This window comes from Laceyella sediminis (genome assembly GCF_003003125.1).
Lineage (GTDB): Bacteria > Bacillota > Bacilli > Thermoactinomycetales > Thermoactinomycetaceae > Laceyella > Laceyella tengchongensis.
On the sequence record NZ_PVTZ01000016.1, the window covers coordinates 43,230 to 68,831 of the forward strand.

21 protein-coding genes, 2 rRNA genes and 1 pseudogene are annotated in these 25,602 nt (G+C 51.4%); 4 read left to right on the top strand and 20 right to left on the bottom strand.

The window, feature by feature from the left end; all coding sequences use genetic code 11:
• Window positions 1-79: 79 nt before the first annotated feature.
• Window positions 80-709, bottom strand: coding sequence for a 3D domain-containing protein (locus CLV36_RS15165; protein ID WP_106343233.1), 630 nt, complete (start codon window positions 707-709; stop codon window positions 80-82).
• 93 nt (window positions 710-802) lie between these two features.
• Window positions 803-2,140 carry an O-antigen ligase family protein gene (locus CLV36_RS15170; protein ID WP_228503186.1) on the bottom strand — a complete coding sequence of 446 codons (1,338 nt, stop codon included), beginning with the start codon at window positions 2,138-2,140 and terminating at the stop codon, window positions 803-805.
• 392 nt (window positions 2,141-2,532) lie between these two features.
• Here CLV36_RS15170 and CLV36_RS15175 point away from each other — a divergent pair, with 392 nt between their 5' ends.
• Window positions 2,533-3,372, top strand: coding sequence for an ABC transporter ATP-binding protein (locus CLV36_RS15175; RefSeq protein WP_106343245.1), 840 nt, complete (start codon window positions 2,533-2,535; stop codon window positions 3,370-3,372).
• Window positions 3,373-3,419: 47 nt separating this feature from the next.
• Here CLV36_RS15175 and CLV36_RS15180 read toward each other — a convergent pair.
• Together CLV36_RS15180 and CLV36_RS15185 are read right to left on the bottom strand one after the other, a co-directional pair.
• Window positions 3,420-4,146 (bottom strand): annotated as a pseudogene (locus CLV36_RS15180) (Type 1 glutamine amidotransferase-like domain-containing protein).
• Window positions 4,147-5,910, bottom strand: a complete 1,764-nt coding sequence (locus CLV36_RS15185; RefSeq protein ID WP_106343235.1) for an adenine deaminase C-terminal domain-containing protein — start codon at window positions 5,908-5,910, stop codon at window positions 4,147-4,149.
• A gap of 134 nt (window positions 5,911-6,044) precedes the next feature.
• Here CLV36_RS15185 and CLV36_RS15190 point away from each other — a divergent pair, with 134 nt between their 5' ends.
• Window positions 6,045-6,236: a YgaP family membrane protein gene (locus CLV36_RS15190; RefSeq protein ID WP_102991408.1), complete on the top strand. Its 192-nt coding sequence runs from the start codon at window positions 6,045-6,047 to the stop codon at window positions 6,234-6,236.
• Window positions 6,237-7,260: 1,024 nt separating this feature from the next.
• The gene (locus CLV36_RS15195) at window positions 7,261-7,473 is read left to right on the top strand and encodes a hypothetical protein (RefSeq protein ID WP_022735638.1); all 213 of its coding nucleotides are present in this window, start codon (window positions 7,261-7,263) and stop codon (window positions 7,471-7,473) included.
• 101 nt (window positions 7,474-7,574) lie between these two features.
• Here the strand turns inward: CLV36_RS15195 and purD are convergent, their stop codons facing one another.
• From purD to ggt, 14 genes are all read right to left on the bottom strand, one after another.
• Window positions 7,575-8,834, bottom strand: coding sequence for a phosphoribosylamine--glycine ligase (gene purD / locus CLV36_RS15200; RefSeq protein WP_106343236.1), 1,260 nt, complete (start codon window positions 8,832-8,834; stop codon window positions 7,575-7,577).
• 62 nt (window positions 8,835-8,896) lie between these two features.
• Entirely contained in the window at window positions 8,897-9,175 is a 279-nt protein-coding gene (locus tag CLV36_RS15205) for a hypothetical protein (protein ID WP_102991406.1), read from the bottom strand.
• 75 nt (window positions 9,176-9,250) lie between these two features.
• Window positions 9,251-10,795 (bottom strand): bifunctional phosphoribosylaminoimidazolecarboxamide formyltransferase/IMP cyclohydrolase, encoded by a 1,545-nt coding sequence (gene purH / locus CLV36_RS15210; RefSeq protein WP_106343237.1) that lies wholly within the window; start codon window positions 10,793-10,795, stop codon window positions 9,251-9,253.
• A 48-nt stretch (window positions 10,796-10,843) separates the two neighbouring features.
• Window positions 10,844-11,434 carry a phosphoribosylglycinamide formyltransferase gene (purN, locus tag CLV36_RS15215; protein WP_106343238.1) on the bottom strand — a complete coding sequence of 197 codons (591 nt, stop codon included), beginning with the start codon at window positions 11,432-11,434 and terminating at the stop codon, window positions 10,844-10,846.
• Window positions 11,431-12,453, bottom strand: a complete 1,023-nt coding sequence (gene purM, locus CLV36_RS15220) for a phosphoribosylformylglycinamidine cyclo-ligase (RefSeq protein ID WP_106343239.1) — start codon at window positions 12,451-12,453, stop codon at window positions 11,431-11,433. The genes purN and purM overlap by 4 nt, the downstream gene beginning before the upstream one ends.
• A complete protein-coding gene (gene purF / locus CLV36_RS15225; protein WP_106343240.1) occupies window positions 12,450-13,871 on the bottom strand; it encodes an amidophosphoribosyltransferase in 1,422 nt (473 codons plus the stop codon). Before purF ends, purM begins: the two co-directional genes overlap by 4 nt.
• A complete protein-coding gene (purL, locus tag CLV36_RS15230; protein WP_245888389.1) occupies window positions 13,835-16,066 on the bottom strand; it encodes a phosphoribosylformylglycinamidine synthase subunit PurL in 2,232 nt (743 codons plus the stop codon). The genes purF and purL overlap by 37 nt, the downstream gene beginning before the upstream one ends.
• A 43-nt stretch (window positions 16,067-16,109) precedes the next feature.
• Window positions 16,110-16,793: a phosphoribosylformylglycinamidine synthase subunit PurQ gene (gene purQ, locus CLV36_RS15235; RefSeq protein ID WP_102991400.1), complete on the bottom strand. Its 684-nt coding sequence runs from the start codon at window positions 16,791-16,793 to the stop codon at window positions 16,110-16,112.
• Window positions 16,794-17,045, bottom strand: a complete 252-nt coding sequence (gene purS, locus CLV36_RS15240) for a phosphoribosylformylglycinamidine synthase subunit PurS (protein WP_022735629.1) — start codon at window positions 17,043-17,045, stop codon at window positions 16,794-16,796.
• A gap of 1 nt (window position 17,046) precedes the next feature.
• Entirely contained in the window at window positions 17,047-17,757 is a 711-nt protein-coding gene (purC, locus tag CLV36_RS15245) for a phosphoribosylaminoimidazolesuccinocarboxamide synthase (protein WP_102991399.1), read from the bottom strand.
• A 129-nt stretch (window positions 17,758-17,886) separates the two neighbouring features.
• Complete coding sequence (gene purB / locus CLV36_RS15250) at window positions 17,887-19,182, bottom strand: adenylosuccinate lyase (RefSeq protein WP_102991398.1); 1,296 nt, start codon at window positions 19,180-19,182, stop codon at window positions 17,887-17,889.
• 84 nt (window positions 19,183-19,266) lie between these two features.
• Window positions 19,267-20,457, bottom strand: coding sequence for a 5-(carboxyamino)imidazole ribonucleotide synthase (gene purK, locus CLV36_RS15255; protein WP_245888386.1), 1,191 nt, complete (start codon window positions 20,455-20,457; stop codon window positions 19,267-19,269).
• Window positions 20,454-20,942 (bottom strand): 5-(carboxyamino)imidazole ribonucleotide mutase, encoded by a 489-nt coding sequence (gene purE, locus CLV36_RS15260; protein WP_022735625.1) that lies wholly within the window; start codon window positions 20,940-20,942, stop codon window positions 20,454-20,456. Before purE ends, purK begins: the two co-directional genes overlap by 4 nt.
• A gap of 462 nt (window positions 20,943-21,404) precedes the next feature.
• Entirely contained in the window at window positions 21,405-23,096 is a 1,692-nt protein-coding gene (ggt, locus tag CLV36_RS15265; protein WP_106343247.1) for a gamma-glutamyltransferase, read from the bottom strand.
• 112 nt (window positions 23,097-23,208) lie between these two features.
• On the opposite strand from ggt, the gene CLV36_RS15270 reads away from it, so the two are divergent.
• Entirely contained in the window at window positions 23,209-23,511 is a 303-nt protein-coding gene (locus CLV36_RS15270; RefSeq protein WP_106343242.1) for a hypothetical protein, read from the top strand.
• 1,740 nt (window positions 23,512-25,251) lie between these two features.
• Here CLV36_RS15270 and rrf read toward each other — a convergent pair.
• Window positions 25,252-25,366: ribosomal RNA gene (gene rrf / locus CLV36_RS15280) — 5S ribosomal RNA — on the bottom strand.
• Window positions 25,367-25,447: 81 nt separating this feature from the next.
• A 23S ribosomal RNA gene (locus CLV36_RS15285) occupies window positions 25,448-25,602 on the bottom strand; the annotation flags it as partial.

Below are 25,602 nucleotides of genomic sequence, written 5' to 3' on the forward strand. Positions count from 1 at the left end.
TAGTACCGCGTGAAGCGAATGAGAATATGGTTTTGGAGCCGCTGGCCTATTCATCAGACACGTCTAGTCAAGCCTTCCGTCACTCGACCAATTCGACACGGACATTCCGCTTGACGCCAAACGCCCGCGCTTCAGCCACGCTGTTCATATATAAATCAATCCGCTTGCCTTTGATCTTAGAACCGGTATCCTGCGCGATCCGGTAACCAATCCCTTCAATGTATACACGTGAGCCGATCGGGATGACTTCCGGGTCCACCGCAATCGTCACACCTTCATTGACGGGTTGGCCACTGGAAGTAATCCCGTATCCAGGCTCGCCTACATGTTTTCCTGTTGACTCCGGTCCCGCTGTGTAAGCGGTGATCATAAATGAACCTAACCCTTGGCCCCGCTTCAGCACCGGCACGTCTGGGACAGGGGCCTTTTCTTCATTCTGTGGGCGTTCAGACACCGTGCGGGGTGTCCCCGGAATGCGCAACACTTGGCCAATTCGAATCAAATCAGGGTTCGCCAAGCGATTGGCACGTTGAATGGCAGCAACCTCCACCCCGTGTTTTTTCGCCAATTTGGTCAGCGTGTCACCTCGCTTCACTGTGACTTCGATGAACGAATTGGCGGCTTCTGCCCGTGGCCCTGCCATCCATGGCAACACAGCCATGAGCAAGCACAAGGCTAACCCACAAGTAACTTTTAAAGACTTCTGCATACGTAAAGATACCCCCTCTCGCTTTCATAGATTGCTAGAGTTGGTATCCAGTGTGGACGGAACCCGCCGGTTTTATACAAAAAAAGCAGGCCGTTAAGCCCGCTTTCGATAACCCCCTGAGGCCAAATTGATCAACACCCTCAGGGGACCGCTTTTTAACCACACCACCGCGGCGGTGATCACCTTCTTCAGCATCGCCCATTCCGACACCTGTGCTTTGCTTCCTTCATCCCAAACTGGCTTGCACAGGCAACGACGTTCATATTGAGTATGAATCATGATGACGCTCAACATGAACATCAGCCCGACTTGAGGCGCGATGATCGGATAATCATACATGCCGTGGCCCAGCAAGGCAATAATCAAAGAAAGCAACATCCCAGCCAACCGCTTTTCTTCTTTTTGGTTGGCTTGTTTGCGCCAGCGGCGGGCCCGGCGAATCGTCATGAAAATAAGGATCAAAAACAGGCCCAACCCTATGATCCCATATTCGCTGGCTATCCCCAAGAAGATATTATGGGCATGCCAAACGTAAAATCCGGCCATTTTGGCAAACAGCTGCCCAAAATGCAGGGGTAAAACGCCAAACAACCAATTTTCCTTGAAAATCTCAAGCGCGGTTGACCATACTTTTAGACGGACTTCAATCGTGGCGTAAAGAGATTCTTTCCGGGGGATAAATTGCGGACACAAATAGACAAATAACAGGATAGCCAATGTGATGGATACCGTCCGTTTGCGATGCCCCGTCATCCACAGTTGGACGATCATGCCGATCACTAGACCCACCCATGCTCCGCGCGATCCGGTGCACCATATTGCCGCGCAATACAGGATAAACACTGCAAAAGCGCCAACTTTTTGCCACGGCTTCTTTAGTACGGACATTGCATAAATGCTCATGAGGGCAAAACAAATCAACAACGCCGCGGCCAAGTTGGAATTCCCCGATGTACCTACACTCCGCACCGAATGCTCCGACTCCCACCGATGTTCACGGTAAAAATCCATCAGCGGCCCCAACGAATTGTTGATCACATGCCAATCAATCTGTTGGATGATGACAATCAGGGCCACATAAAGACCGGCCAACCAGAAAAACAGGTACGCCCGTTGCACCTCCGGCCAAGACCATTTCACAACATGACGAACCCACAATGATAGAGAATAATAAAGGCCAAACATGACAATGGGAATAATGCCGATCGGCACCCAATAAAACCAAGATGGATTGTAAACCCAGCTGATGCAGGAGAGAATGATAAAGCCAAGGAACGTTTTCTCTGGCCATTCATTCGCCGTCCACCTGTCCCGGTAGACGAACACCATCAATATCCCCACGACCGCCAGCATAACCGGCGGCAAGTACGTGGACAAGACAATGGATAAAAACAACCCCATCATCAATCCGTTTATTGTCGTTCTATTCATCACCTTCAAAAGTATAAACTCCCTTGTTCAGAAGTTTTCACCCCGTTGAAACCCCAACCTCACCCTATTGTTCTCCGCTCCATCCTTCTTATTCCTTGGGCGCGGGGAAAGGTAAACCTATTTTATTCAAATTCGATTCCATCCTTTTTCTTTCCCTCTTTTTTCTACAAAAAAAGGAAATGCCCATAGAAAAGGCAGGGGTACTGGGACAAAATACGAAACCTGTATCACCCTACCATAGAGTCTAATATAACCAATGCGCCGACAGGGGTCAAATCGGGCGGATGGGAATACCCTTTAATTGAAAAGAAATTTCATTTTCATTGACGATTGAAAAACATTCTCATAGAATGGAAACAGAAATATCTGCACGGTTTCGGCTATTTTTTGAAATGGAGGCGATCCTGTTGTCCCAAGGATTGAAAACCCAAAATTTAACACTGTCTTATGGTTCATCCATCATCATCAACGATCTGGATCTCACCATTCCCCACGGCAAAATCACTGTGCTCGTCGGCAGCAACGGTTGCGGCAAATCCACTTTGCTCCGTTCGTTGGCGCGGCTACTCAAACCACGGGCCGGACACATCCTCTTAAACGGAAAAGAGATTCACATGTTATCCACCAGAGAGGTCGCCAAACAACTGGCGATTCTGCCGCAAGGCCCTGAAGCACCGGAAGGGCTAACCGTCCACCAATTGGTCAAGCAGGGACGCTACCCGTATCAGTCATGGGCCCGGCAATGGTCAAAAGAAGATGAAGCCAAAGTGAACTGGGCGCTTGAGAAGACACAACTCACATCCCTCGCCCATCGTTCGGTGGACGACCTGTCTGGTGGACAACGCCAACGCGCATGGATCGCGATGACGCTTGCGCAAGATACGGACATCATCTTGTTGGATGAACCAACCACATATCTGGATTTGACCCATCAAATTGAAATCCTCGACTTGCTGTATGAATTGAACGAAAAAGAGAATCGGACCATCGTCATGGTGTTGCACGACCTCAATCTTTCTTGCCGTTATGCGCACCACATGATCGCCGTCCAGAATAAACAGGTTTATGCGCAAGGGGCGCCTGAACAAATTGTAACAGAAAAATTGGTGCAAGACGTCTTCCATTTGCGGTGCAAAGTGATGACCGACCCGATCGCCGGCACCCCCCACTGTATTCCGTATGGCAAAGGCAGGGAATTGTCCGCCACCCCCTCCTTGGCACTGACCAATTAATCCGCCTAACATGGTGCCGCCGTAGCTTCCCGATCAGCCAGACTCCGTTAACTGGCGGAGTCTCCTCCACTTCCCAAAAAACGGGGCACCACCACCGTTTCCCTTACTTCCCCATCAACTCGTTCCACCCGGTAAGCGCGTGCATGTACCCGCGAGCTAACAACGGCATGTAGCTGATTGTCAACGAAATGCAACGCCACACCGTCATCGCATGCCCATCCCGGCTCGATCTCCCCTGACTGCAACAAGCGGTGATAGGTGGGACGGCGACGACTTTCCCCATCATAATGTGGACAGAAACTCCCTTGAAGCAAACCGAGGGCGGGCAATGCCGACATCTCACCCGGATTGGAATCCGTGACACAAGAAGAAAACCAGCAATTCGCCCCCGCGCTAAGCCCGGCTAAGACCACGCCTTCCTCCCACGCTTCTCGCAACAGTTCGTCCACCCCCCCATTCCCGCCACAACACCAGCATATTGCGCGTATTCCCTCCCCCGACGTAGATGATGTCCTGCGACAGGAGAAAATCACGCAAGTCTGCAACTTCTAAGCGAAACAGTGCCAGGCAGGACGGTTGGCAAGACTCTTTTTCAAAGAAACGTTTAAACCGATGGATATAGGGGCGAGAATCACCGCTCGCCGTCGGCACAAAACAGATGCGCGGTGTAGACACGCCCGCTTGCGCCAAAACATAACGGTCTAACAAAGGATTCCTCGGCTCCATGGAGAACCCGCCTCCACCCATGGCGATAATCTGCCTTGCGCGCCGCATTTACTCATTCCTCCCAAGCGGGGGAGTAATGATTTTGTTTTTCTTCACGCTCATTACGCCCGCGTTCGTTAAACGCACTTGGGGCAGATGGGTAGATGTGAGGAATTGCAGGGTGTAGATGGGGTCGAGGTGGGTATAGCCGGCCTCCCGAAGCCGTTCTGCCAATGCTTGGCACTGTGGGATCAGCTCTTCCAAGTCAAGATCGCTCATCGTCCCCAAAATGGGCAACGGCAAATAAAACCGTTCTTCTCCCCCTTGCAGCCAATAAATGCCCCCGTTTTGCGCTATCACATAATTGGCCGCCTGCGCCATCGCTTCGGCATCCTGGCCGATCACTAGCAAGTCGTGAGTGCAGGTGTAGCTGGAAGCAAGTCCGTCAATCCCTTGCGCAAACCCGCGTAAATAGGCGCCAGTCTTCCAATTTCCATTGCGATCAACCAAGAATACGGCCAACCGGTCATCCTCTTCAGGAACCAAGCGGGAGCCGACGGGAGAAGGGGCTGCCTCCATCGTTAATTTGGTTATCACGGCATTAAGCAAGTTTATGACAGGAACCGTTCCCTCTTCTGTGTGCGGAACCCGCCACTCATCCGGCGTCAACTGAAACCGCCCTCCCCATGCGCGGTAGCCCGCTGGAAGCACCGGTGGCTCAGTTCCCAGTGGGAATGACGAATCCACCCACTCCCCTTCGTTTAACACCTTGATCGGTGTCGGCACGTCCAAAGAGGCGAGCACATTGATATCCGCCAAGCGTCCTGGGGAGATACTGCCCAACCGTTCGTCCAGACGGTAATACACAGCCGGGTTGACAGTGACCATTCTGTACGCTTGAACAGGATCAACACCTTGCTCCAAAGCCAACTTTAGCAGATAATCAGTGAACCCTTCAGCCAAATAGGGCGGGGTAGCTCCATCCGTAGTCATCATCAACCGGTGCCAAGGAACGTCGCCATGCGCCAACAAGCCCGCCAGCAACTCAGGCAGGTCGGGCCGAATGGAACTGTGGCGCAAAGTAACCATGTATCCTAATTCCAGCCGGCGCCAAACCTCCTCGGGGGTGATGCTTTCATGATCACCTGTCACCCCCAACGCGGCTAAGCGGGAAAGCGTACGGGTTGAAGCACCCGGCGCATGCCCTTCGATACGCTTACCCCGACCCCAAGCGTCAAGCAGACATGCGTTTTTCTCTTTGTCCCCAGCCAACAGCGGCATCCAATCCGACAACTCCCCTGCTTGTGCAACATGAGGTGAACGCAAGATCGACTGCATCCGCTCCATGGAGAACAGCTTTGCCGATTCCGCCTCGCTCAGGTGGGTTTGCGAATCGAGCCGTCCCCACCACAAGAGTTTTACCGGAGAAGATTGCAACCCATCAAACAAAGTTAACAACTCAAACGCTTCTAATTGCATGAAGAAAGGAAGCGTATCACAAACCATCGTCGTCGTCCCGCGTTGGACAACATGGGAGGCCAACGTCAACGGCTGATAAATCTGGCACGGATGAGCGTGCGGCTCTATATACCCCGGAACCAACACGCAGCCTGACACATCATCTTCGCAACCCGCTCCCTCCAACAACAGCCCGCTTTCTTCCAGTTGCCCGACATATGCAATCCAGCGTCCGGCCAAGGCGATGTCTTTCTCCTCCAGCCTTCCCGTATGCACATTGAGAATTTGGCCCCCGCGAATAATGCGAGAAGGGGCTTTGCGGCCCATCACCACATCCAACAGGTTTTGATGCTCGGCCATTGTTCTTTTGATCACAATGATAACCTCCTTTGATGTGCAAATCCGTCCCCATCCAGTCAAAACATGGCAATCCCCAGTCGCATAGAAACATCGGCAAGGTAGCAAACTAACTCCCAAGCTACGGAAAAGCGAAAGGAGGAAGTCGGTTGATGAAGCAAAACGTGGGCACCATTGACGCCATTATCCGCATCACCTGCGGGCTGCTCGGACTAACTTGGTGCGCGGTCAAGGGCCGGCGAAACTTCCCCTACATGATCGCGCTTATATCAGCGCTAAAAGTAGCAGAAGGAATCACCCGCTATTGTCCGATGTTAGATATGTTAAACAAACGAACAACGTAAAATCGCTCACTTGTCGAAGTTTGCGCACAGGGAGATCGACAAACATTTATTTGTGAAGCAACGATTTCCCTGTCAAACCGCCTTGACACAAGCATTCAATATACAAGTAGAATAAAAATATAAAAAAACGAATACAAATCCCTTGCCTATATTCAGACTTTTTTGTATAATAGTTTCCAAGAATACCACGTAGAAAGTTGGTTCAGATCTAGATATTTTCAGATTATTGGATTACTTTCGACATCCATCTTCTCCTCCCTCCCATATTTCGCACAAATCGTAGTGGAGGAATGGACTTGTGCTCCAAACACCATGAACCAGCACTGACTAAAGACAACACTCCCGTGCCATCCGATTAAACCTCATGCAATGCCCATCACCCGGATGGCCGTTTCATAACGTCAAATAGGTGCACAAGGCAATACACGCCGATGCGCTTAAGTCACTGCCAAAAGTTATTACGCTGGCGGATGCCATGAAACCAATTAGTCGGAGGGGGTGCGGGATCTAGTCCCGATTCGCCGTTCGTCGTTCACGGCTAAGGCCGCACGCAAAATGAGCCAAAAGGTGACAACTTCAAGCCAATTTGCTATCTGTCAACCCGCAATGTGCAGTTGGTTGTTGATTAAATTTCGTCTATGCCTTAGAATCAAACTTAGAAATTTACTTAACTGAAAGAGTTGTTCACCTTTTTCTTGCAACGATTCGTCATACCCTAGATGAAATTTTAGCCCAATTGATTGAACAAGCGCAAACTGCAACATATTAGCTCAGACACCGTCTCTTCAAGTTAGCGTATTGAATCGACAAAAATCGAATATTAACAATCTTGCATACAAAATTCGTCATTTTTTATCGAAAAAAGCAGGACATCATGTAACATGGCGTCGAAAAAAAGAATTACAGATTTTCCTGAAGAGAGTAGTGGCAAATGCAATGGATCATGATAAAATGATTGCAAGAGGATGCGAACATATGATCGGCACATAAGAACGACACAACACCATTAAGGAGCGTGAGTGCAATGTCTCTTAGCGAAATGGAAAAAGAAACCGTGATTCAATTTGACGAATCCACAAACCTTGCTACTGTTTACACTGCCAGCTGGACAGTTGCTCGTTCCTTGAAAAAAGCTGGGTACCAACCAATAAAGAAATCCCAAGGTGGTTGGTGGTTTAAAATCCCCGTCAATGGCATCAGCATTCAAGGTGAAAAAGAGACAACGAAAATCGGTTGACTCAAAACCGATGAAGAACAACGAGCCCAAGAGGATGACTAGGCTCGTTTTTTTATAAGCCGTTTCAAAAGAAGCCGACCACATCCGTGATCGGCTTTTTATTATAACGCTCTGGCCGCAATATCAGTGCGATAATGCATATCCTTGAAAGAAATTTTGGCCAACTCCTGATAAGCTTTTTCCCGCGCTTTCCCAATATCGGCTCCTGTCGCGGTCACGCCCAGCACGCGTCCACCAGCAGTAACGACTCTATCTTCTTGCTGTTTGGTTCCGGCGTGGAACACCATCGTGTCTTCCCCCACCTCATCCAAACCGGTAATCGGCAACCCTTTTTCATATGAGCCGGGATAGCCACCCGCTGCTAAAATCACACAGACGGCAGCCTGCTCACTCCATTGTAGGGATAGCTCGTCCAATGTGCCAGCGATGACCGCTTCCATCACCTCAACCAAGTCGGTCTTAAGCCGCGGCAACACAACTTGGGTTTCCGGATCACCAAATCGGGCGTTGAATTCTATGACTTTGGGCCCATCCGCGGTGATCATCAGACCGGCATACAATACCCCTTTATACTCTATCCCTTCATTACGAAAAGCTTCGTGCATCGGCCAAATAATGGTGTCAATCGCTTGTTGCACCACTTTTTCCGGGATTTGTGGAACAGGTGAATACGTGCCCATGCCTCCGGTGTTCGGCCCTTGGTCATGGTCATACACCGGCTTGTGATCTTGCGCGACCACCATCGGCTTAACCGTCTTCCCGTCTAAGAAAGCCATCAGCGAAACTTCCTGCCCGCTTAAAAACTCCTCAATGACCACTTCGTTGCCCGCTTCACCAAACACCTTCTCTTCCATCGCATCGGCAATCGCCTGTTCTGCCTCGGCCACCGACTGCGCTACGACAACCCCTTTGCCCGCAGCCAAGCCATCGGCTTTGATCACGATGGGAGCACCTTGCTTACGCACATAAGCCTTCGCTTTCTCTGCATCAGTGAATGAAGCAAACGCGGCTGTGGGAATGTGGTATTTTTGCATCAATTCTTTCGCAAACCGTTTGCTCCCCTCGATCAACGCGGCTTGCTTGCGTGGGCCGAACACTTGGAGACCTTCCCGTTCAAACCGATCTACCACACCTAGCAACAGAGGCACTTCAGGCCCCACGACTGTCAGATCCACCCGTTTTTCCTGCGCGAAAGCGACCAAGCCGTCCACGTCTTCCACTGCAATCGGCACGCATGTGGCCAGTCCGGCAATGCCTCCATTGCCCGGCGCACAATAAATCTCCGTCACTTTGGGACTCTGCTTCAACTTCCATACAATGGCGTGCTCCCGTCCACCATTGCCGATCACCAGGATTCGCATTGCTTGTCCCCTCCCATCTCTCATTTATAACCCCGAACCCCGCATCTAAAGCCGGGAACGCATCAGGACAAGATCAAACTTAATCCGAACAATCCCACTGTCACCAACAAACAGATGAAGGACCACTCTTCCCGGTAAAAAAACCGTTTACGACTGCGGTAGGCCGCATCAGTGGTCAACACCCCGCCAACGATCAGCGCGATCATAAAGAAAATGCCACTGGCTGTGCGCAGATGCGCTTGCCAAATCTGTAGATTAAAATCGTATGTCAAATACGATGTAATGCCCGTCAAACATACGGCGATGACCATCCAACCAATGGCCCAAGCAAATATCCGCATAGGGTAACCCTCCGTCAGCGTTTTTGTCTTAGTATACGCATCAGAAGGGTACCTCGATACATAGCAAGAAGGTTCTTAGTGTTTGAAATGGCGCATGCCGGTGAAAACCATGGCGATGCCGTATTTGTTCGCTTCATCGATCGACTCTTGATCCCGAATCGAACCACCCGGCTGGATGATCGCCGTGATCCCCGCTTTGGCGGCTTGTTCTACCGTATCTTTCATCGGGAAAAAGGCATCGGACGCCAGCACGGCACCTTTTGCTTCGGCGCCAGCTTGGTTGAGCGCAATCACTGCCGAACCGACACGATTCATCTGCCCTGCGCCCACTCCCAAGGTGCGGGAATCTTTGGCAACCACAATCGCATTGGATTTCACGTGTTTAACCACTTTCCAAGCGAAGAGCAGCTGCTTCCACTCTTCTTCACTCGGCGCACGCTCTGTTACTGTCTCACACTGTTCCTGCGTCACTTGCCCCAGATCGGCTTCTTGCACCAAGGCGCCCCCGCCCACCGTCTGCACTTTGAGGCCAGCCGCCTGTTCAGTCAGCGAGCTGTCACCCCATTCCAGCAACCGCAAATTCTTTTTCGTGCTTAACAGCTCAAGTGCCTCTGGTGTGAAAGAAGGAGCAAGGATTATTTCAAGGAAAATTCCTTTCATTTGTTCCGCCGTCTCTTTGTCGATGGGACGGTTAGCCGCCACAATGCCCCCGAAAATCGACACCGGATCGGCTTCATACGCTTTTTGGTAAGCGGCCGAAATGGTCTTGCCGATCCCCACTCCGCATGGGTTCATGTGCTTCACCGCCACCACAGCCGGTTCGCTGAATTCGCGCACCAATTCCAAAGCTGCGTTGGCATCATTGATATTGTTATAAGACAACTCTTTGCCGTGCAATTGCTTGGCGGAGGCGATGGTGCCTGCTGCCGCCCGCGGTTCGCGGTAAAAAGCGGCTTGCTGATGCGGATTTTCACCATACCGCAACGCTTGCTGTTTGTTGTAGGTGACAGTCAATTGCTCTGGGAAGGTGATGCCGAGCAATTCATTGAAATAATTAGCAATCAACGCATCGTATGCCGCCGTGTGCCCAAATGCCTTAGCAGCCAACTGGCGGCGTGTCTCCAAGCTCGTGCTGCCATCCTTTTGCAATTGCGCGATCACTTCTTCGTAATCCGCGGGATCGACCACAACGGTGACATATTGATGGTTCTTGGCGGCGGAACGAACCATGGATGGACCGCCGATATCAATATTTTCAATGGCTTCTTCCACTGTGACGCCCGGCTTTTGAATCGTCTGCTGGAATGGATATAAATTGACCACAACGAGGTCAATCGCTTCAATTCCGTTTTCCTCCATCGCAGAGATATGCGAAGGCAAATCACGGATCGCCAAGAGTCCGCCATGAATTTTCGGATGCAACGTTTTGACCCGCCCATCCATGATCTCCGGAAAATGAGTCACTTCCGAAATACCCGTAACCGGAACGCCCGCCTCTTCCAGCACACGGTGCGTACCTCCGGTGGAGATGATTTCGATCCCCAGTTCAGCCAACTGTTTGGCGAATGAGACAATCCCGGTTTTATCTGAAACGCTGATCAACGCGCGACGAATACTCACCTGCAAATCCTCCCCATCCCTCATACCAGAGGGTTTTTGAAATGGCCGTTAGCCTTCCATGTCCGGCGTTTTGATGGCGCCGGTGATCCATTGGTAAACCACTTCCGGGTAAAGGCGGTGCTCAGCCTGATGAATCTTAGTGGTAAAACTCTCCAAATCGTCATCCTCTTCCAGCAACACAGGAACCTGCGCCAGAAGCGGTCCGGTGTCCATCCCCGCATCGACCAGATGGACACTTACGCCTGAGACCTTCACTCCGTAAGCAAACGCCTGCCCGATCGCATCCTTGCCAGGAAAGGCCGGCAACAGAGATGGATGGATATTCACAATCCGCCATGGATACGCATCAAGCAAAGTGGAACCGATCAACCGCATGTAACCCGCCAGCACAATCCACTCGATGCCATGCTTGCGCAGTTCAGCGAGTACAAACGTTTCATAAGCCGCTTTATCAGCAAATGTCTTGGGACTGACGCAAACAGCGGGAATGCCCAGCCGCTCGGCCCGCTCCAATACCTTCGCCCCCGGCTTGTCGCATACCAACAACCGGATAGGCACCGGCCACTTTTGGTCTCGCGAGACCTCCACCAGTCTCTCGAAGTTGCTTCCGCTACCGGATGCGAACACGGCGATACTCATGCCCAGACCACTTCCCGCGGACCCTCTGCCACCCGACCGATAACAAACGCCCGCTCACCGAGCTCCTGCGCCACACGTACCGCTTCTTTCGCTTCCTCGGCTGGCACCGCGATAACCATGCCCACACCCATGTTAAAGGTGCGGAACATATCTTCTTCAGACACTTGGCCCGCTTCCTCGATCCAACGGAAAATCGCCGGCACTTCCCAAGAAGACTTGTCAAGCTGCGCCTGGCATCCTTCAGGCAACATGCGGGGCACGTTCTCTATCAACCCGCCGCCGGTGATGTGGGCACCACCCTTGACCTGGAACTGTTGCATCAGCTCAAGGAATGTTTTCACATAGATCCTTGTCGGAGCTAGCATCGCCTCGCCCAATGTTTGCTCGGTTCCCGGTACCTTCGTCGCAAACGGGTAGCGACCATCATCTAACAATACTTTGCGCGCCAGCGAATAACCATTGCTATGCAAGCCATTGGATGCCAAACCGATTAACGCATCCCCAGGGCGAATGGTAGCACCCGTCAACACGCGATCGCGTTCAACGACACCGACGCAAAAGCCAGCCACATCATACTCGCCCTTGGCGTACATGCCCGGCATCTCCGCTGTCTCACCGCCGATGAGCGCGCATCCGGCTTCGACGCACCCGTCGGCGATCCCTTTGACCACCGCTTCCGCTTGTGCTGGAGCCAATTTTCCCGTTGCCAGGTAGTCGAGGAAAAAGAGCGGCTCTGCGCCTTGCACAACCAAGTCATTCACACACATGGCCACGCAATCGATCCCGATCGTATCGTGACGGTCGAGCGCAAAAGCCACTTTCAACTTGGTACCTACACCATCGGTCGCGGCCACGAGTACTGGCTCCTTGTATGATTTGAGGGCAAACAAGCCGCCAAACCCGCCCAATCCTCCCAGCACCTCATCCCTCATGGTACGGGCGACATGCTTTTTGATGCGATCCACGGTTTCATTGCCGGCATCGATATCGACACCAGCCGCTTTATACGCCTCACTCATCGTTTCCCCTCCAATACCAACTCATCTTCAAGGACAGTGGGGTATTCCCCGGTGAAGCAAGCAATGCAGTGGCCACGGTTTCGTTCACTCGCCGGACGGCCAATCGCACGCAACATGCCCTCCACACTGATAAAAGTGAGAGTGTCGGCCCCAATCTCCTGCCGAATTTCTTCCACCGTTTTTTGGGCGGCGATCAGTTGCTCCCGATCTGGTGTGTCGATGCCATAGAAACACGGATTTTTGACTGGGGGAGAGCTGATGCGCACATGTACTTCCGTTGCGCCAGCTTCACGCAGCATGGTGACGATGCGGCGGCTGGTCGTTCCGCGTACGATGGAATCATCCACCATCACCACGCGTTTGCCGGCCACAACCCCGCGCACCGCGCTTAACTTCATTTTAACCCCTTGCTCGCGCAACTCTTGGCTCGGCTGAATGAACGTCCGGCCCACATAACGGTTCTTGATCAAACCCAACTCATACGGGATACCGGTCGCTTCAGCAAAACCGATAGCCGCTGAAGTGCTGGAGTCGGGCACACCAGTAACCACATCCGCTTCAACTGGCGCTTCCTCAGCCAAGATTCGGCCCATGCGTTTGCGAGCCGCATGAACATTGACACCGCCGACGTTGCTGTCCGGGCGAGCGAAATAAACGTGCTCAAACGAGCAAATAGCCCGCTCCGCTTTAGGCGCGAAGGTCGTCGTCCGCATCCCCTCCGCGTCGAAAACCAGCATTTCACCCGGCTCGATGTCGCGTACAAACTCTGCCCCGATCACGTCAAACGCACAAGTCTCCGAGGAGAAAACGGTCGCCTCCCCCATCTTAGCCATCGACAAGGGGCGCAAACCATGGGGATCTTCCGCCACAATCAAGGTATCATTGGTCATGATCATCAGTGCGTAGGCTCCCACCAGCTGATTCAACGCCTCTTTGGCCGCCTCCACGATGTTGGGAGCCGAAGAGCGAGCAATCAGGTGCGCGATCACTTCCGTGTCAGTCGTCGTTTGAAAAATGGAACCCGACTCTTCCAATTCACGACGCAACTTTTTGGCGTTGACCAAATTCCCGTTGGTAGCAATCGCCAATTCCCCTTTGGCGTATTTGAACACCAAGGGTTGCGCGTTGGCAAGGCCGGTGCCGCCCGTGGTCGAATAACGCACGTGACCGATTCCGGTGGACCCAAGCAGTTGCTTGATATTGTTGTTGTTAAACACTTCCGTCACCAAGCCGGTGCCCCTTTGCACCGAAAACTTCTGGCCGTCAGTCGTAACAATGCCCGCGCTCTCTTGGCCGCGATGTTGCAAAGCGTGCAAACCGTAATAAGTGAGTTGGGCGGCGTCAGCATGGCCGATGATTCCAAAGACGCCGCACTCTTCATTCAGTTCGTCGAGGTCGAAGATGCTTTCATCGCGCATGGAATGGCTTCCTCCCACTGTTTGCTTAAATATGCAACATCCTGTTGAATCACCTGCTCACCATTGATGTGGATGATGAGCTCTTCCTTTTCCGTCACGGTGCCAATCTGCCGGCAAGCCACACCTTTGGCTTCAGCCAACTTCATCACATCCGCCACTGCGTCCGCCTTTACGCTCAAGATGACGCGAGATTGGCTTTCGCTGAAGAGATGGACAACCGGAGCCAAATCCGTTTCCAGACTAACCGCCGCTCCTCGGTTGCCGCAGATGCAACTTTCTGCCAGAGCCACAGCGATACCGCCTTCACTAACATCGTGCGCCGATTTCACCCAGCCGCTGCGAATCGCTGCCAAGACCGTCTGCTGCACAGCCAATTCCTTTTGCAAATCGCAGGCAGGTGGGCGGCCGCTGATTTGCCCCGTCACGACATGTTGCAATTCACTTCCGCCCAATTCGGCATAGGTGTCACCCAACAGCAGAATGACATCCCCGTCTTCTTTGAATGCTTGCGTGGTGATGTGTTCACGCTTTTGTACCAAACCGACCATGCCCACAACCGGGGTGGGGTAAATCGGATTGCCTTTCGTTTCGTTATACAAGCTGACGTTTCCGCCGACGACAGGCGTTTCCAATACCCGACACGCTTCCGCCATGCCATCGATCGCCTTGGAAATCTGCCAATACACTTCTGGCTTCTCGGGGCTACCAAAATTGAGACAGTCCGTGATACCAAGCGGCTCCGCTCCAGAACACACGACGTTGCGGGCAGATTCCGCCACGGCGATGCGCCCTCCTTGTACCGGATCAAGATACACATACCGGCCGTTTCCATCCGTGGACATCGCCAATCCCTTCTCCGTACCACGAATCACCACTACCGCCGCATCCGAACCGGGACGAACCGCGGTGCTGGTGCGAACCATATGGTCATACTGCTCATACACCCAGCGTTTGGAACCGATGTTGACCGAAGACATCACTTTCGTCAACGCGGCTAGCGGATCAATATCTGCCAGCTCCTCTTCAGGGCGGCGTTTTGCGTTTTCCTCATAATATTGCGGGACGCGTTCTTCACGCACATAGACCGGCGCATCATCCACCAGCGTATTAACCGGGATGTCTGCCACCAATTTGCCTTGATGGAACAAGCGATACCGGTTGCCTTCGGTTACGCGACCTACTACAGCCGATTGCAAGCCCCATTTGTCGCAAATGGCTTTGATTTCATCCTCCCGGCCAGCTTCTACCACCAAGAGCATGCGTTCTTGCGACTCGGACAGCATGATCTCGTAAGGGGTCATGCCCTCTTCGCGCTGCGGAACCAAATCGAGGTTCATCTCAAGGCCATGCTCACCTTTTTGCGCCATCTCCGCGCTGGAACAGGTAAGCCCCGCCGCACCCATGTCCTGAATCCCGATCAATATCCCTTTTTGCACCATTTCCAAACATGCTTCCAGCAAAAGCTTCTCCATGAAGGGATCGCCCACTTGCACCGCTGGTCGCTTCTCTTCGGATGACTCATTTAATTCTTCTGATGCAAACGTGGCCCCATGAATCCCGTCCCGACCGGTGCTTGCACCTACATAAATCACAGGGTTTCCTACGCCAATCGCAACGCCTTTTTGCAACTCATCATGGTTGAGAATACCCACGCACATCGCATTGACCAACGGATTGCCCTCATAGCTGTCTCCATCGAAAACCACTTCACCGCCAACCGTGGGGATCCCGATGCAATTGCCGTAATGAGCGATTCCAGCCACGACTTGTTCAAACAGGTATCGCACCCGCGGATTGCGCAAATCGCCAAAACGCAAGGAATTCAACAAAGCCACCGGGCGCGCACCCATGGAAAACACGTCACGAATAATCCCGCCGACGCCTGTAGCCGCTCCTTGGAAGGGCTCGATCGCTGAAGGATGGTTGTGGCTCTCGATCTTGAAGACCACCGCTTGTCCGTCACCGATATCAATGACGCCAGCTCCTTCGCCCGGACCTTGCAACACCCGCGGCCCTTCCGTCGGAAACTTCTTCAACAGCGGTTTGGAATTCTTATAACTACAGTGCTCCGACCACATTACGCTGTAGATGCCCACTTCCGTCCAGTTCGGCAGGCGGTTCAAATGACCGCATACCTGGTCGTATTCTGCATCAGTCAAGCCCATTTCCCGATATAACTTCTGCTCGCGAATCATCTCCGGCGTAGGCTCCAAGCCCACACGCTCGACTACTGTTTGTTCAGACCGCACGGCTATTCTCCTTCCAGTATTGAAGCATGGATTTGAAGAGATACTTTCCATCGTCCGAGCCCATCCAGTCAAAAATGGCCCGTTCCGGATGCGGCATCATGCCCAACACGTTGCCAGCTTTGTTGCAAATCCCGGCAATGTCGTCCACAGACCCATTGGGATTCTCCCCCGCATAGCGGAATACGATTTGGTTGTTCGCTTTCAGTTCAGCCAATGTCGCTTCATCACAGTAGTAGTTGCCTTCGCCATGGGCGATCGGAATACGGATCACCTGACCATTTTCATAAGCGCACGTAAATGGCGTTTGGTTGTTCTCGATCCGAATCGGTTGGATGTCGCAACGGAATTTCAGGTGGTTGTTGCGCATAAGCGCGCCCGGCAGAAGCCCTGATTCACATAACACTTGAAACCCGTTGCAGATCCCGATGACCAGCTTACCGGCCGCAGCCGCTTCCTTCACCGCCGCCATCACGGGAGAAAAACGGGCGATTGCCCCGCAACGCAGATAGTCGCCATAGGAGAACCCTCCCGGCAGGATGACCGCGTCAAAGGAGGACAGGTCAGTGTCATGGTGCCAAACCGGCGCCACCGGTTCACCCAAAATGTCTTCAACGGCGTGGATGCAATCATAATCACAGTTGGAACCCGGAAAAATAGGAACGGCAAACCGCACTTACGCCACCTCTTCCAATTCAAATGTGAAATTCTCGATCACTGGATTGGACAGCACTTTTTCGCTCAGCTCTTTGATTTGTTTCTCCGCCTCTGCGCGGCTTTCGCATTCTAAGAGCACTTCCACCCTCTTGCCGATCCGCACATCGCGCACGCCTTCAAATCCCAGCGTGTGTAGTGAACCTTTGACCGCAACCCCTTGCGGGTCCAATACGCTATCCTTCAAGGTGACATAAATCGTCGCTTTAAACATGTTATTTTCCTCCCAAACGATTCCAGATTTCGTGATAAGCTTCCACAACTTGTCCCATGTCGCGGCGGAAACGGTCTTTATCCAACCGTTCGCCAGTTTCCTTGTCCCAAAAACGGCAGGTGTCTGGAGAAATTTCGTCAGCGAGCAAAACATTTCCATCCCCATCCACACCAAACTCCAGCTTGAAATCGACGAGGATGATATTTAGTTCCAACAGAAACGCGGACAGCACTTCATTTACTCGGAGCGCCTGTTCCCGTAGCTGGGCCACTTGCTCTGGCGTCGCCAACTCGAGAACGGAGATATGCTCTTCCGTGATCAACGGATCACCCAGCGCGTCATCCTTGTAATAAAATTCGACAATCGTGTGTTTCAGTTTGGTTCCTTCGGCAATACCCAACCGTTTCGCCATGGTGCCCGCCGCAATATTGCGAACAACCACCTCAATTGGGATGATTTCTACTCTTTTTACCAATTGCTCAAGTGGCGAAATTGCCTTGATAAAATGGTTTGCAATCCCTTTTTTATTCAGCAATTCGAAGAAAAACGTGCTGATGCGGTTGTTCATCTCCCCCTTACCTTCCAAGGTGGCCCGTTTCTGATTGTTGAAGGCAGTGGCCGAATCTTTGTATTTCACCCGCACCACCGCACTGTCTTCCGTCAAAAACAGTTGTTTCGCCTTTCCTTCGTACAGCATATCTCCTGGTCTCACAGCTGGTCGCCCCTTTAGTAGAAAAGTGGATGGTGAGGAGAAGAGCACAGCGTGCTACTTCCCCCCATGCACCTTGATAAGAGCTGATTGTAAATCATGCGGGTTTATGCCCGCACCATGAGCAGGTGGTCACTTCAAGCCCAGACGCGCGAAAATGGTATCTACCTGCGACAAATGGTAACTGTAATCAAAGCATTGTTCGATCTCTTCCGGAGACAACGTCTTGGAAATCAACTCATCGCTTTTAACAAGCGGTTTAAACGGTCGTTGCTCTTCCCACGCTTGCATGGCAAGGCGTTGCACACGGTCGTAAGCCTCTTCCCGTTTCAGCCCTTTGTTAATCAGACTGAGGAGCACGCGTTGTGAATAAATCAACCCGAAGGTGCGCTCCATGTTCCGCTTCATATTCTCCGGGAAGACGGTGAGGTCGCGCACGATGTTGGCAAACCGGTTAAGCAGGTAGTTGAGCAGAATCGTTGCGTCAGGGAGAATCACCCGTTCAACCGACGAATGCGAGATATCCCGTTCATGCCACAGCGGCACGTTTTCATAAGCAGAAACCATGTGTCCACGGATCACGCGGGCCAATCCGCTGATATTTTCGCATCCGATTGGGTTTCGCTTATGCGGCATCGCCGAAGACCCTTTTTGTCCTTTTCTGAAGGGCTCTTCCACTTCGCGGGTCTCACTCTTCTGCAAGCCCCGGATTTCCGTCGCGAACTTATCAAGTGATGTGGCGATCAGTGCCAAGGTCGCCATGTATTCGGCGTGACGGTCGCGTTGCAGGGTTTGTGTGGAAATCGGCGAAGCCTCAAGGCCCAGCTTCTCGCACACATACTTTTCTACAAACGGATCAATGTTGGCGTACGTACCTACCGCGCCGGAGATTTTGCCCACACGCACCGTTTCCATTGCCCGTACGAACCGCTCCCGGTTGCGCTTCATCTCCGCATACCACAGCGCCAGCTTGAGCCCGAAAGTCGTCGGTTCCGCGTGTACGCCATGCGTCCGGCCCATCATGACCGTCGTTTTGTGTTCTTCCGCTTTCGCTTTGATCACTTCGATTAAGTTATCAATATCTTTGAGCAGGATTTCGTTGGCTTGTTTGAGCAGATAAGAAAGCGCCGTGTCGACGACGTCCGTCGAAGTCAGGCCGTAGTGGACCCATTTGGATTCCGGTCCAAGTGTTTCTGACACCGCACGGGTGAAGGCGACCACATCATGCCGGGTATCTTGTTCAATCTCATGCACCCGGTCAATGTTCACCTTGGCGTTTTTGCGGATCTGCGCCACATCTTCCTTGGGGATGACGCCGAGCTCCGCCCATGCTTCACAGGCCAAGATTTCCACTTCCAACCAAGCTTCAAATTTGTTTTGCTCCGTCCAGATCTTTGCCATCTCTGGGCGTGAATAACGTTCGATCATTTGCTTGTCCCACCTTTTTAAGAAAACCTCATTGCTTACTAACAACCATTTCACCGCCGGCGCAAATACCGACTGCAAAAATGATTATCTATCATAAATAACCTTTTTTTCTTGTTCCGTCAAAGGTGGCCAGATTCCCGACGCGTCGATCCACGCGATTGCGCTCTCCAAATCATCCACCACCGTGACATGCCCCATCTTGCGTCCTTTTTTCGCCTTTTCCTTGCCGTACCAGTGCACTTTCACCTGTCCGGGCAACGAGCCGTACGCTTGGTTAAATGCTTCGCCATGCTCCCCCAGAATATTCACCATCACCGCCGGGGAAGTGAGCGTAGTCGGCCCCAACGGCAAACCGACAACAGCCCGTACAAATTGCTCAAATTGGGACGTGAGGCAAGCGTCAAACGTATAATGGCCGGAATTGTGCGGACGCGGCGCCAGCTCATTGACAAGCAATTCGCCGGACGCGAGCACAAACATTTCTACAGCCACCAATCCCACCACCCCAAGCGAGTCAGCCACCTGCTCAGCTAGGCGCACAGCCCGTTCAGCCACGCCTTCAGCCAGAGGTGCGGGAGCCACCGACATATGCAGGATATGATGACGGTGCAAATTGACAGAGGGCGGAAAAGCTTTCACTTCGCCATGAACACTTCGTGCCACCACGACCGAACATTCTTTTTGGAAAGGGATGAATTGCTCCAAAACCAAGGTTTTCCCTTGCTGAAACAGCTCAGCTGGCAATGCGGCCACGTCCTGGTCTGTTTTTAGCATCCACTGGCCTTTGCCGTCATATCCGCCTGTCGCTGTTTTCAACACAGCCGGAAGCCCCAGCTCAGCCAAAGCTTGCCGCAAGTCGGCTTCTGTTTCAACGGCGACATATGGTGCCACCGGAATGCCAGCCCGAGTGAGCGCTTCCTTCTCCATGAGGCGATGTCGCGTCAATTCAAGCAAGCGGCTACCTTGTGGAACCAACGTTTGCTGTTCCAGCTTTTTAACGATCTCCGGGTCGATGTTTTCAAATTCATACACGATCAGATCAGCGGCTTCTGCCAAGCGGCGTGCTGCCTCCTGATCATCGTAAGGGGCGCTTAAATGCCGGTCGGACACTTGGCCTCCGGGGCAGTCAGCCGCTGGGTCCAATGTGACGAAGCGGTATCCCAACTTTCGCCCCTCGAGAATCACCATGCGCCCCAGTTGCCCGCCTCCCAAAATGCCGATCGTCTGGCCGGGCTTGATTAAGCCCGCTGTCTTTTGCTTCATCGTCTCAATCATTTCAATTCACTTTCCTTTAGCACACGGCTACGGATTTGTTCACGCCGTTTGGCTAAACGCTCGCGCAACGCTTTGTCTTGAATGCCCAACATTTCCGCTGCGAGCAATCCGGCGTTGACCGCCCCGGCATCGCCGATGGCGACAGTTGCAACCGGAACACCCCCTGGCATCTGCACAATTGAAAGCAACGAATCCATCCCGTTTAGAGCGGATGTTTTGATCGGTACTCCGATCACCGGCAAAACCGTTTTTGAAGCGACCATGCCTGGCAGATGCGCCGCACCACCCGCACCAGCGACAATTACTTCAATGCCGCGCTCTTCCGCCGTTTCCGCGTATCGAAACATCTCATCTGGTGTCCGGTGAGCGGAAACGACTTTCGCCTCGTGCGGAATTTGCAACTCGGCTAAAACATCGCATGCCTTTTGCATCGTCGGCCAATCTGAAGTGCTCCCCATTATGACTCCAACTTTTGGTTTCACCATGATCCGTCTCCTTCTATCTATTCTTGATGAAGACAAGCCTAATCAACAGCCTTTCTTAGATGTGAGTGATAGAAGTCTACTACTTAGGCTTAGCTTCATCCGACTTTCTACAGACGATGATGTGGATGTGAGATTTCCTCCTCAACCACATATCCAGTGTAACAATGAACCCGTGAAAAAGTCAACGGTAAAAACGAACATTAACCAATCATAAACAATCAGCGTTCGTGTTTATATGTGATTTTCTGTTATCTATCCACCATGAAAGCGTTAAGATAAATAAATTCATGAACATTCCCTGATGAAATAAAAACGATTGATGTAGGTTTTCCTGTTTCTGAATGGGTATCAGATGATAAGTCGCCACCCTGGTTTGCGGCCAACCACCTGTCATTTTTGGAACTCTGGGTGCCCAAAAAAGATCCCCCCTCCCCACAAGCGTACTTGAGGGAGGGGGATTTTTTACCTATTTAGTCCAATGGCTGTGCTATCGCGGGATGAATCACCAGCTCCATAATACCGTTTTTTTTCCCAGTCAATCCAAATCGCGTTTACATTACCTATCTCCGTTGGCTCGCTTTCAAAACGGTGGCCCATTCGCGTCAACTCTTCCCGCGCTTGATCAGGAACCCCTTTTTCCCAACGGATGGTGGGATAACGAGAGCTGTAGATGCGTGGCTCTTCAATTGCCTGCTTCAAATCCAAACCCTTGCTCAGCTTATTAAATATCACCTGATAGACAGACGCGATAATCGTCGCCCCTCCAGGTGACCCCACCGTCATCAGCGGTTTTCCGTTTCGAAATATAATGGTGGGAGTCATGCTGCTCCGCGGTCGTTTATTCGGTCGCACTTCGTTGGGGCCTCCCGACTTAGCGTCGAAATCAGTCAGCTCATTGTTGAGAAAAAAACCATATCCCGGAACCATGATGCCCGTACCGAATTCCTGTTCAATCGTGGTGGTGTAAGACACCAGATTCCCCCAACGGTCAGCCACCGTGAAATGGGTGGTCTGTCCGCTTTCCTGGTCCTCCCATACATCCGACCTCATCCCCTTTTCTTTTTCATACTTCCAGGGGTCGCCCGGTTTCACATCCTTGTTAGCTTGCTCCCTGTTGATTAGCGCAGCTCTCTCGGCAATATAACGCGAATCCAGCATCCCTTTGATGGGAACATCAACAAACTCGGGATCCCCCAGATAAGCGGCCCGATCGGCATAAGCTAGATGCATTGCTTCGGTGAACAGATGGTACTTCTCTGCAGAACGCAAATCCACATCCTTGGCATCCACGCGTTCCAACAGCTTTAAGATATGAAGAACTGCCACACCTCCCGAACTGGGCGGAGGCATGGTAGCCACTTTTACCCCATTCCACGATCCCCAGAGCGGTTTGTCGATGGTTACTTCATATCGCGCCAAATCGGATAACGCCATTGCTCCGTTCCGCTTGTTCACTTCCTTAACAAGCGCTTTTCCAATAGGCCCACCATAAAACGCGTCAATCCCTCTCGCTTTGATCAAGCGAAACGTGCGGGCCAAGTCGCGTTGCACCAACCAATCCCCTTCTTGTAGGGGTTTCCCATCAGGCACAAATAAATCGCGCGCCGCGGTTCGGGACAGCCATTCCTGATTCTCAGCGATGGACCGAGCCAGCGTTCGGTTCACCCTAACCCCTTTTTCCGCCAATCGGATCGCCGGATCGATCAACTCCTCCAGAGGACGGGTACCCCATCGGTTTAGCGCTACATCAAGCCCTTTCAATGTGCCGGGAACGCCGACAGCATACCCTTCATGCGCACGGACGGAGAAGGGGATTTCCTTTCCATTTTCATCTAGAAACATCCGGGGGTGGGCCGCCATAGGTGCCCGTTCACGGCTGTCGACAATGCTTACCTGGCTCCTATCTGCATCATAAACCATCATAAATCCGCCACCGCCGATGCCAGACATCATCGGCTCCACCACATTGAGAGCAAATTGAATGGCCACTGCCGCGTCCACTGCATTGCCCCCATTGCGCAACACATCTGCCCCCACCTTTGACGCCAAAGGATGGGCTGTCACCACCATTCCGGTTTTGCCAGTTGCCATCCCGTCTCCCGCCGCTAAGTCCTGTCCATGCAGCTTCATCTTGGCTGGCGATTCGACAGTCATACCCAAGACGAGAAGTAGACTCAGCCCGATGGCAAAGCACACTTTCCTAAGCCGCAAATAAATCCCCTCCTCGTGTTTGGTCGATGGCTCCACCATAGAGGTTCACGCGTGGATGACGAAAAAAGCGACGGCGTGCCTGCCGTTCATTCACAGCCAAGTTGGCAGCACCTCTTACAAGAAAGAACACAAAAGCGTGATCACCGCATTTCTGTGCAGACGACAAAGCGGGGATAAAGTGTGTTTGATATATGAGCCAACTGCTCCAAAACGGTTATCTCATCGTATTACCTGCCCATCAGCGTTTAAGATTTTTTTCAGCATCCCCACCCATCAGCCTAATTTGTCAGATACACCCGAAGGTAATGCAAACAACGCCGCCATTTCGTTCATCCAACTTTTAATCAACCTGATATGAAAATTTTATTCGAAATTTACAGATAATAATTCCTTCTTGATTTTTTATTTGTATATCTCCATCCTTATTCCTAAACAATCTTACAAGTGGCAGGCATTCACGTCCTTTGTTTCCTCAAACCACACCTCAATCCAATCAAAAAAGCATGGCTCCTCATTCTTAAAACATCAACAGCGATTGACTGTGCCGGCACTTATACTGACTGGCCTTACTATCTCTCATCTCGCTAAACATCCGTCCTCTTCTACCAACTTGACTGTCTTCCCTATCTGTTGACTGACTAGATGACTAGCTAGGTTGTCCACAGATCGCGTCAATCATCTGTGCTAGCATCGGCAATACCGCCCGATCAAGACCACGAACAAAGCAAACATCTTAGACTGGCTATGCGTTGTTTTTGGATGCAGAAAAGCTGCTACAACTAGATATCAATCATTCCGCTCTTACTTCCTTTTCTAACTACATATAGGTTTGGTCAGAAAGATATTTTGTATCTAGACAACGATCTATCATCACCTAGATCCCTCATCCAAAGTGGGACGAGAGATCATTCTGAGAGTGATAGGGAGCAATGCAAAATGAAAAAGCCCTGTGAGTGAATAACCCCAGAGCGATTTAAACAGGATATGATCTCCATTCTTATTTTTAATAATAAACAAAAAACAAAACGAAAATGATCAAGCCGGTTCCAAGTAATATAAAATAAATTCTCGTAAAAATAGGGGGCAACTTTATAATCAGTACATATACAATCATCTTCAGAAAGCTAGTTGGATCAAGGTCAAATCTCATCATTTCTTTCAGTTCTTCTATCTGTTTCCGTGACATAAATATACCTATACCTATTAATATCATTCCAACGATGATGAAAAAAATATGATAACCACTCATAATACACCTCGAACAGATTTTTTTGTTTTTTTACTATACGTCCGCCATATGCACATTAAACACCTTGTCACTTGCTCTCAAAATGGCTCTAGCCATTGAACCACCGATTGCACTTATAATGAAAACCCATAGCCAAGATAGTCGTAGCCCTTTCATAGAGAATTTCTCAATACCCGTCAAAATCTACTTTTTGCACCGAATTGTTAGTAACATACCCCTTGTATCGTGTTAGTAGCTTGTTCGGGTCTCCTCGAATATGTTCTTTGAACGGTCTTTCGGATCTAGATGATCAGATCCGCTCTGTAGATAACTCCATCCTGTTTCCTTAATGAAAGCCAGTGTACATATAGGGGTTTACGTCAGTACTCGTTTGGTTGACTCAATTCCCAAACGCGTCATAACACTACATCTGTGTTATCAGTCGGTACCACAACATCTCCATGTCCATTTCAGTGATCAAAATAGGTCGCTCCACTACGAGTCATGCTTATTGTTTTTGCGCCATAGGTATAGTTCGCTAGAACGGATTCGTTTTTGATCCGTTTCTTAGATGAGATGTGGAAGAGATGTGAATATGTGTGTGTTTGCATGGTCTCAGCTATACAAAGAGCTTTTAGCACCCCAATGATTGGCTAAACGCCTGGATGAGGACACCGGAACAACTCCGAGCCATCCACCCATGCGACGAAGTTATGTACATGAGAGAGCTCTGTTTCCCTGTCCTAAGCAAGAGTGAACTTGTTTCCGAACGACTCTGCCCCTTGGCCACTCGCAGTGCCATCTGATGAAGTCACTTACCAACACAAAACAAAGCAAAAACCCCACTTCATTCTGAAGTGGGGTTTAGTGGCCTGGCAACGACCTACTCTCCCAGGGCTTAAGGCCAAGTACCATCGGCGCTGGAGGGCTTAACTTCCGTGTTCGGTATGGGAACGGGTGGGTCCCCTCCGCCATCATCACCAGACGTTATGTTGTTGTTCAAGGTGTGAACCACACCCTGAAAATTAGATTGGAATAAAGCGTGTTGCAAGATGAAGAGATGAAGTAGGATAAGCCCTCGACCGATTCGTATCCGTCAGCTAAACGCATTGCTGCGCTTACACCCCGGACCGATCAACCTCGTCATCTACAAGGGGTCTTACTTCCACAGGGGAATGGGAAATCTCATCTTGAGGGGGGCTTCGCGCTTAGATGCTTTCA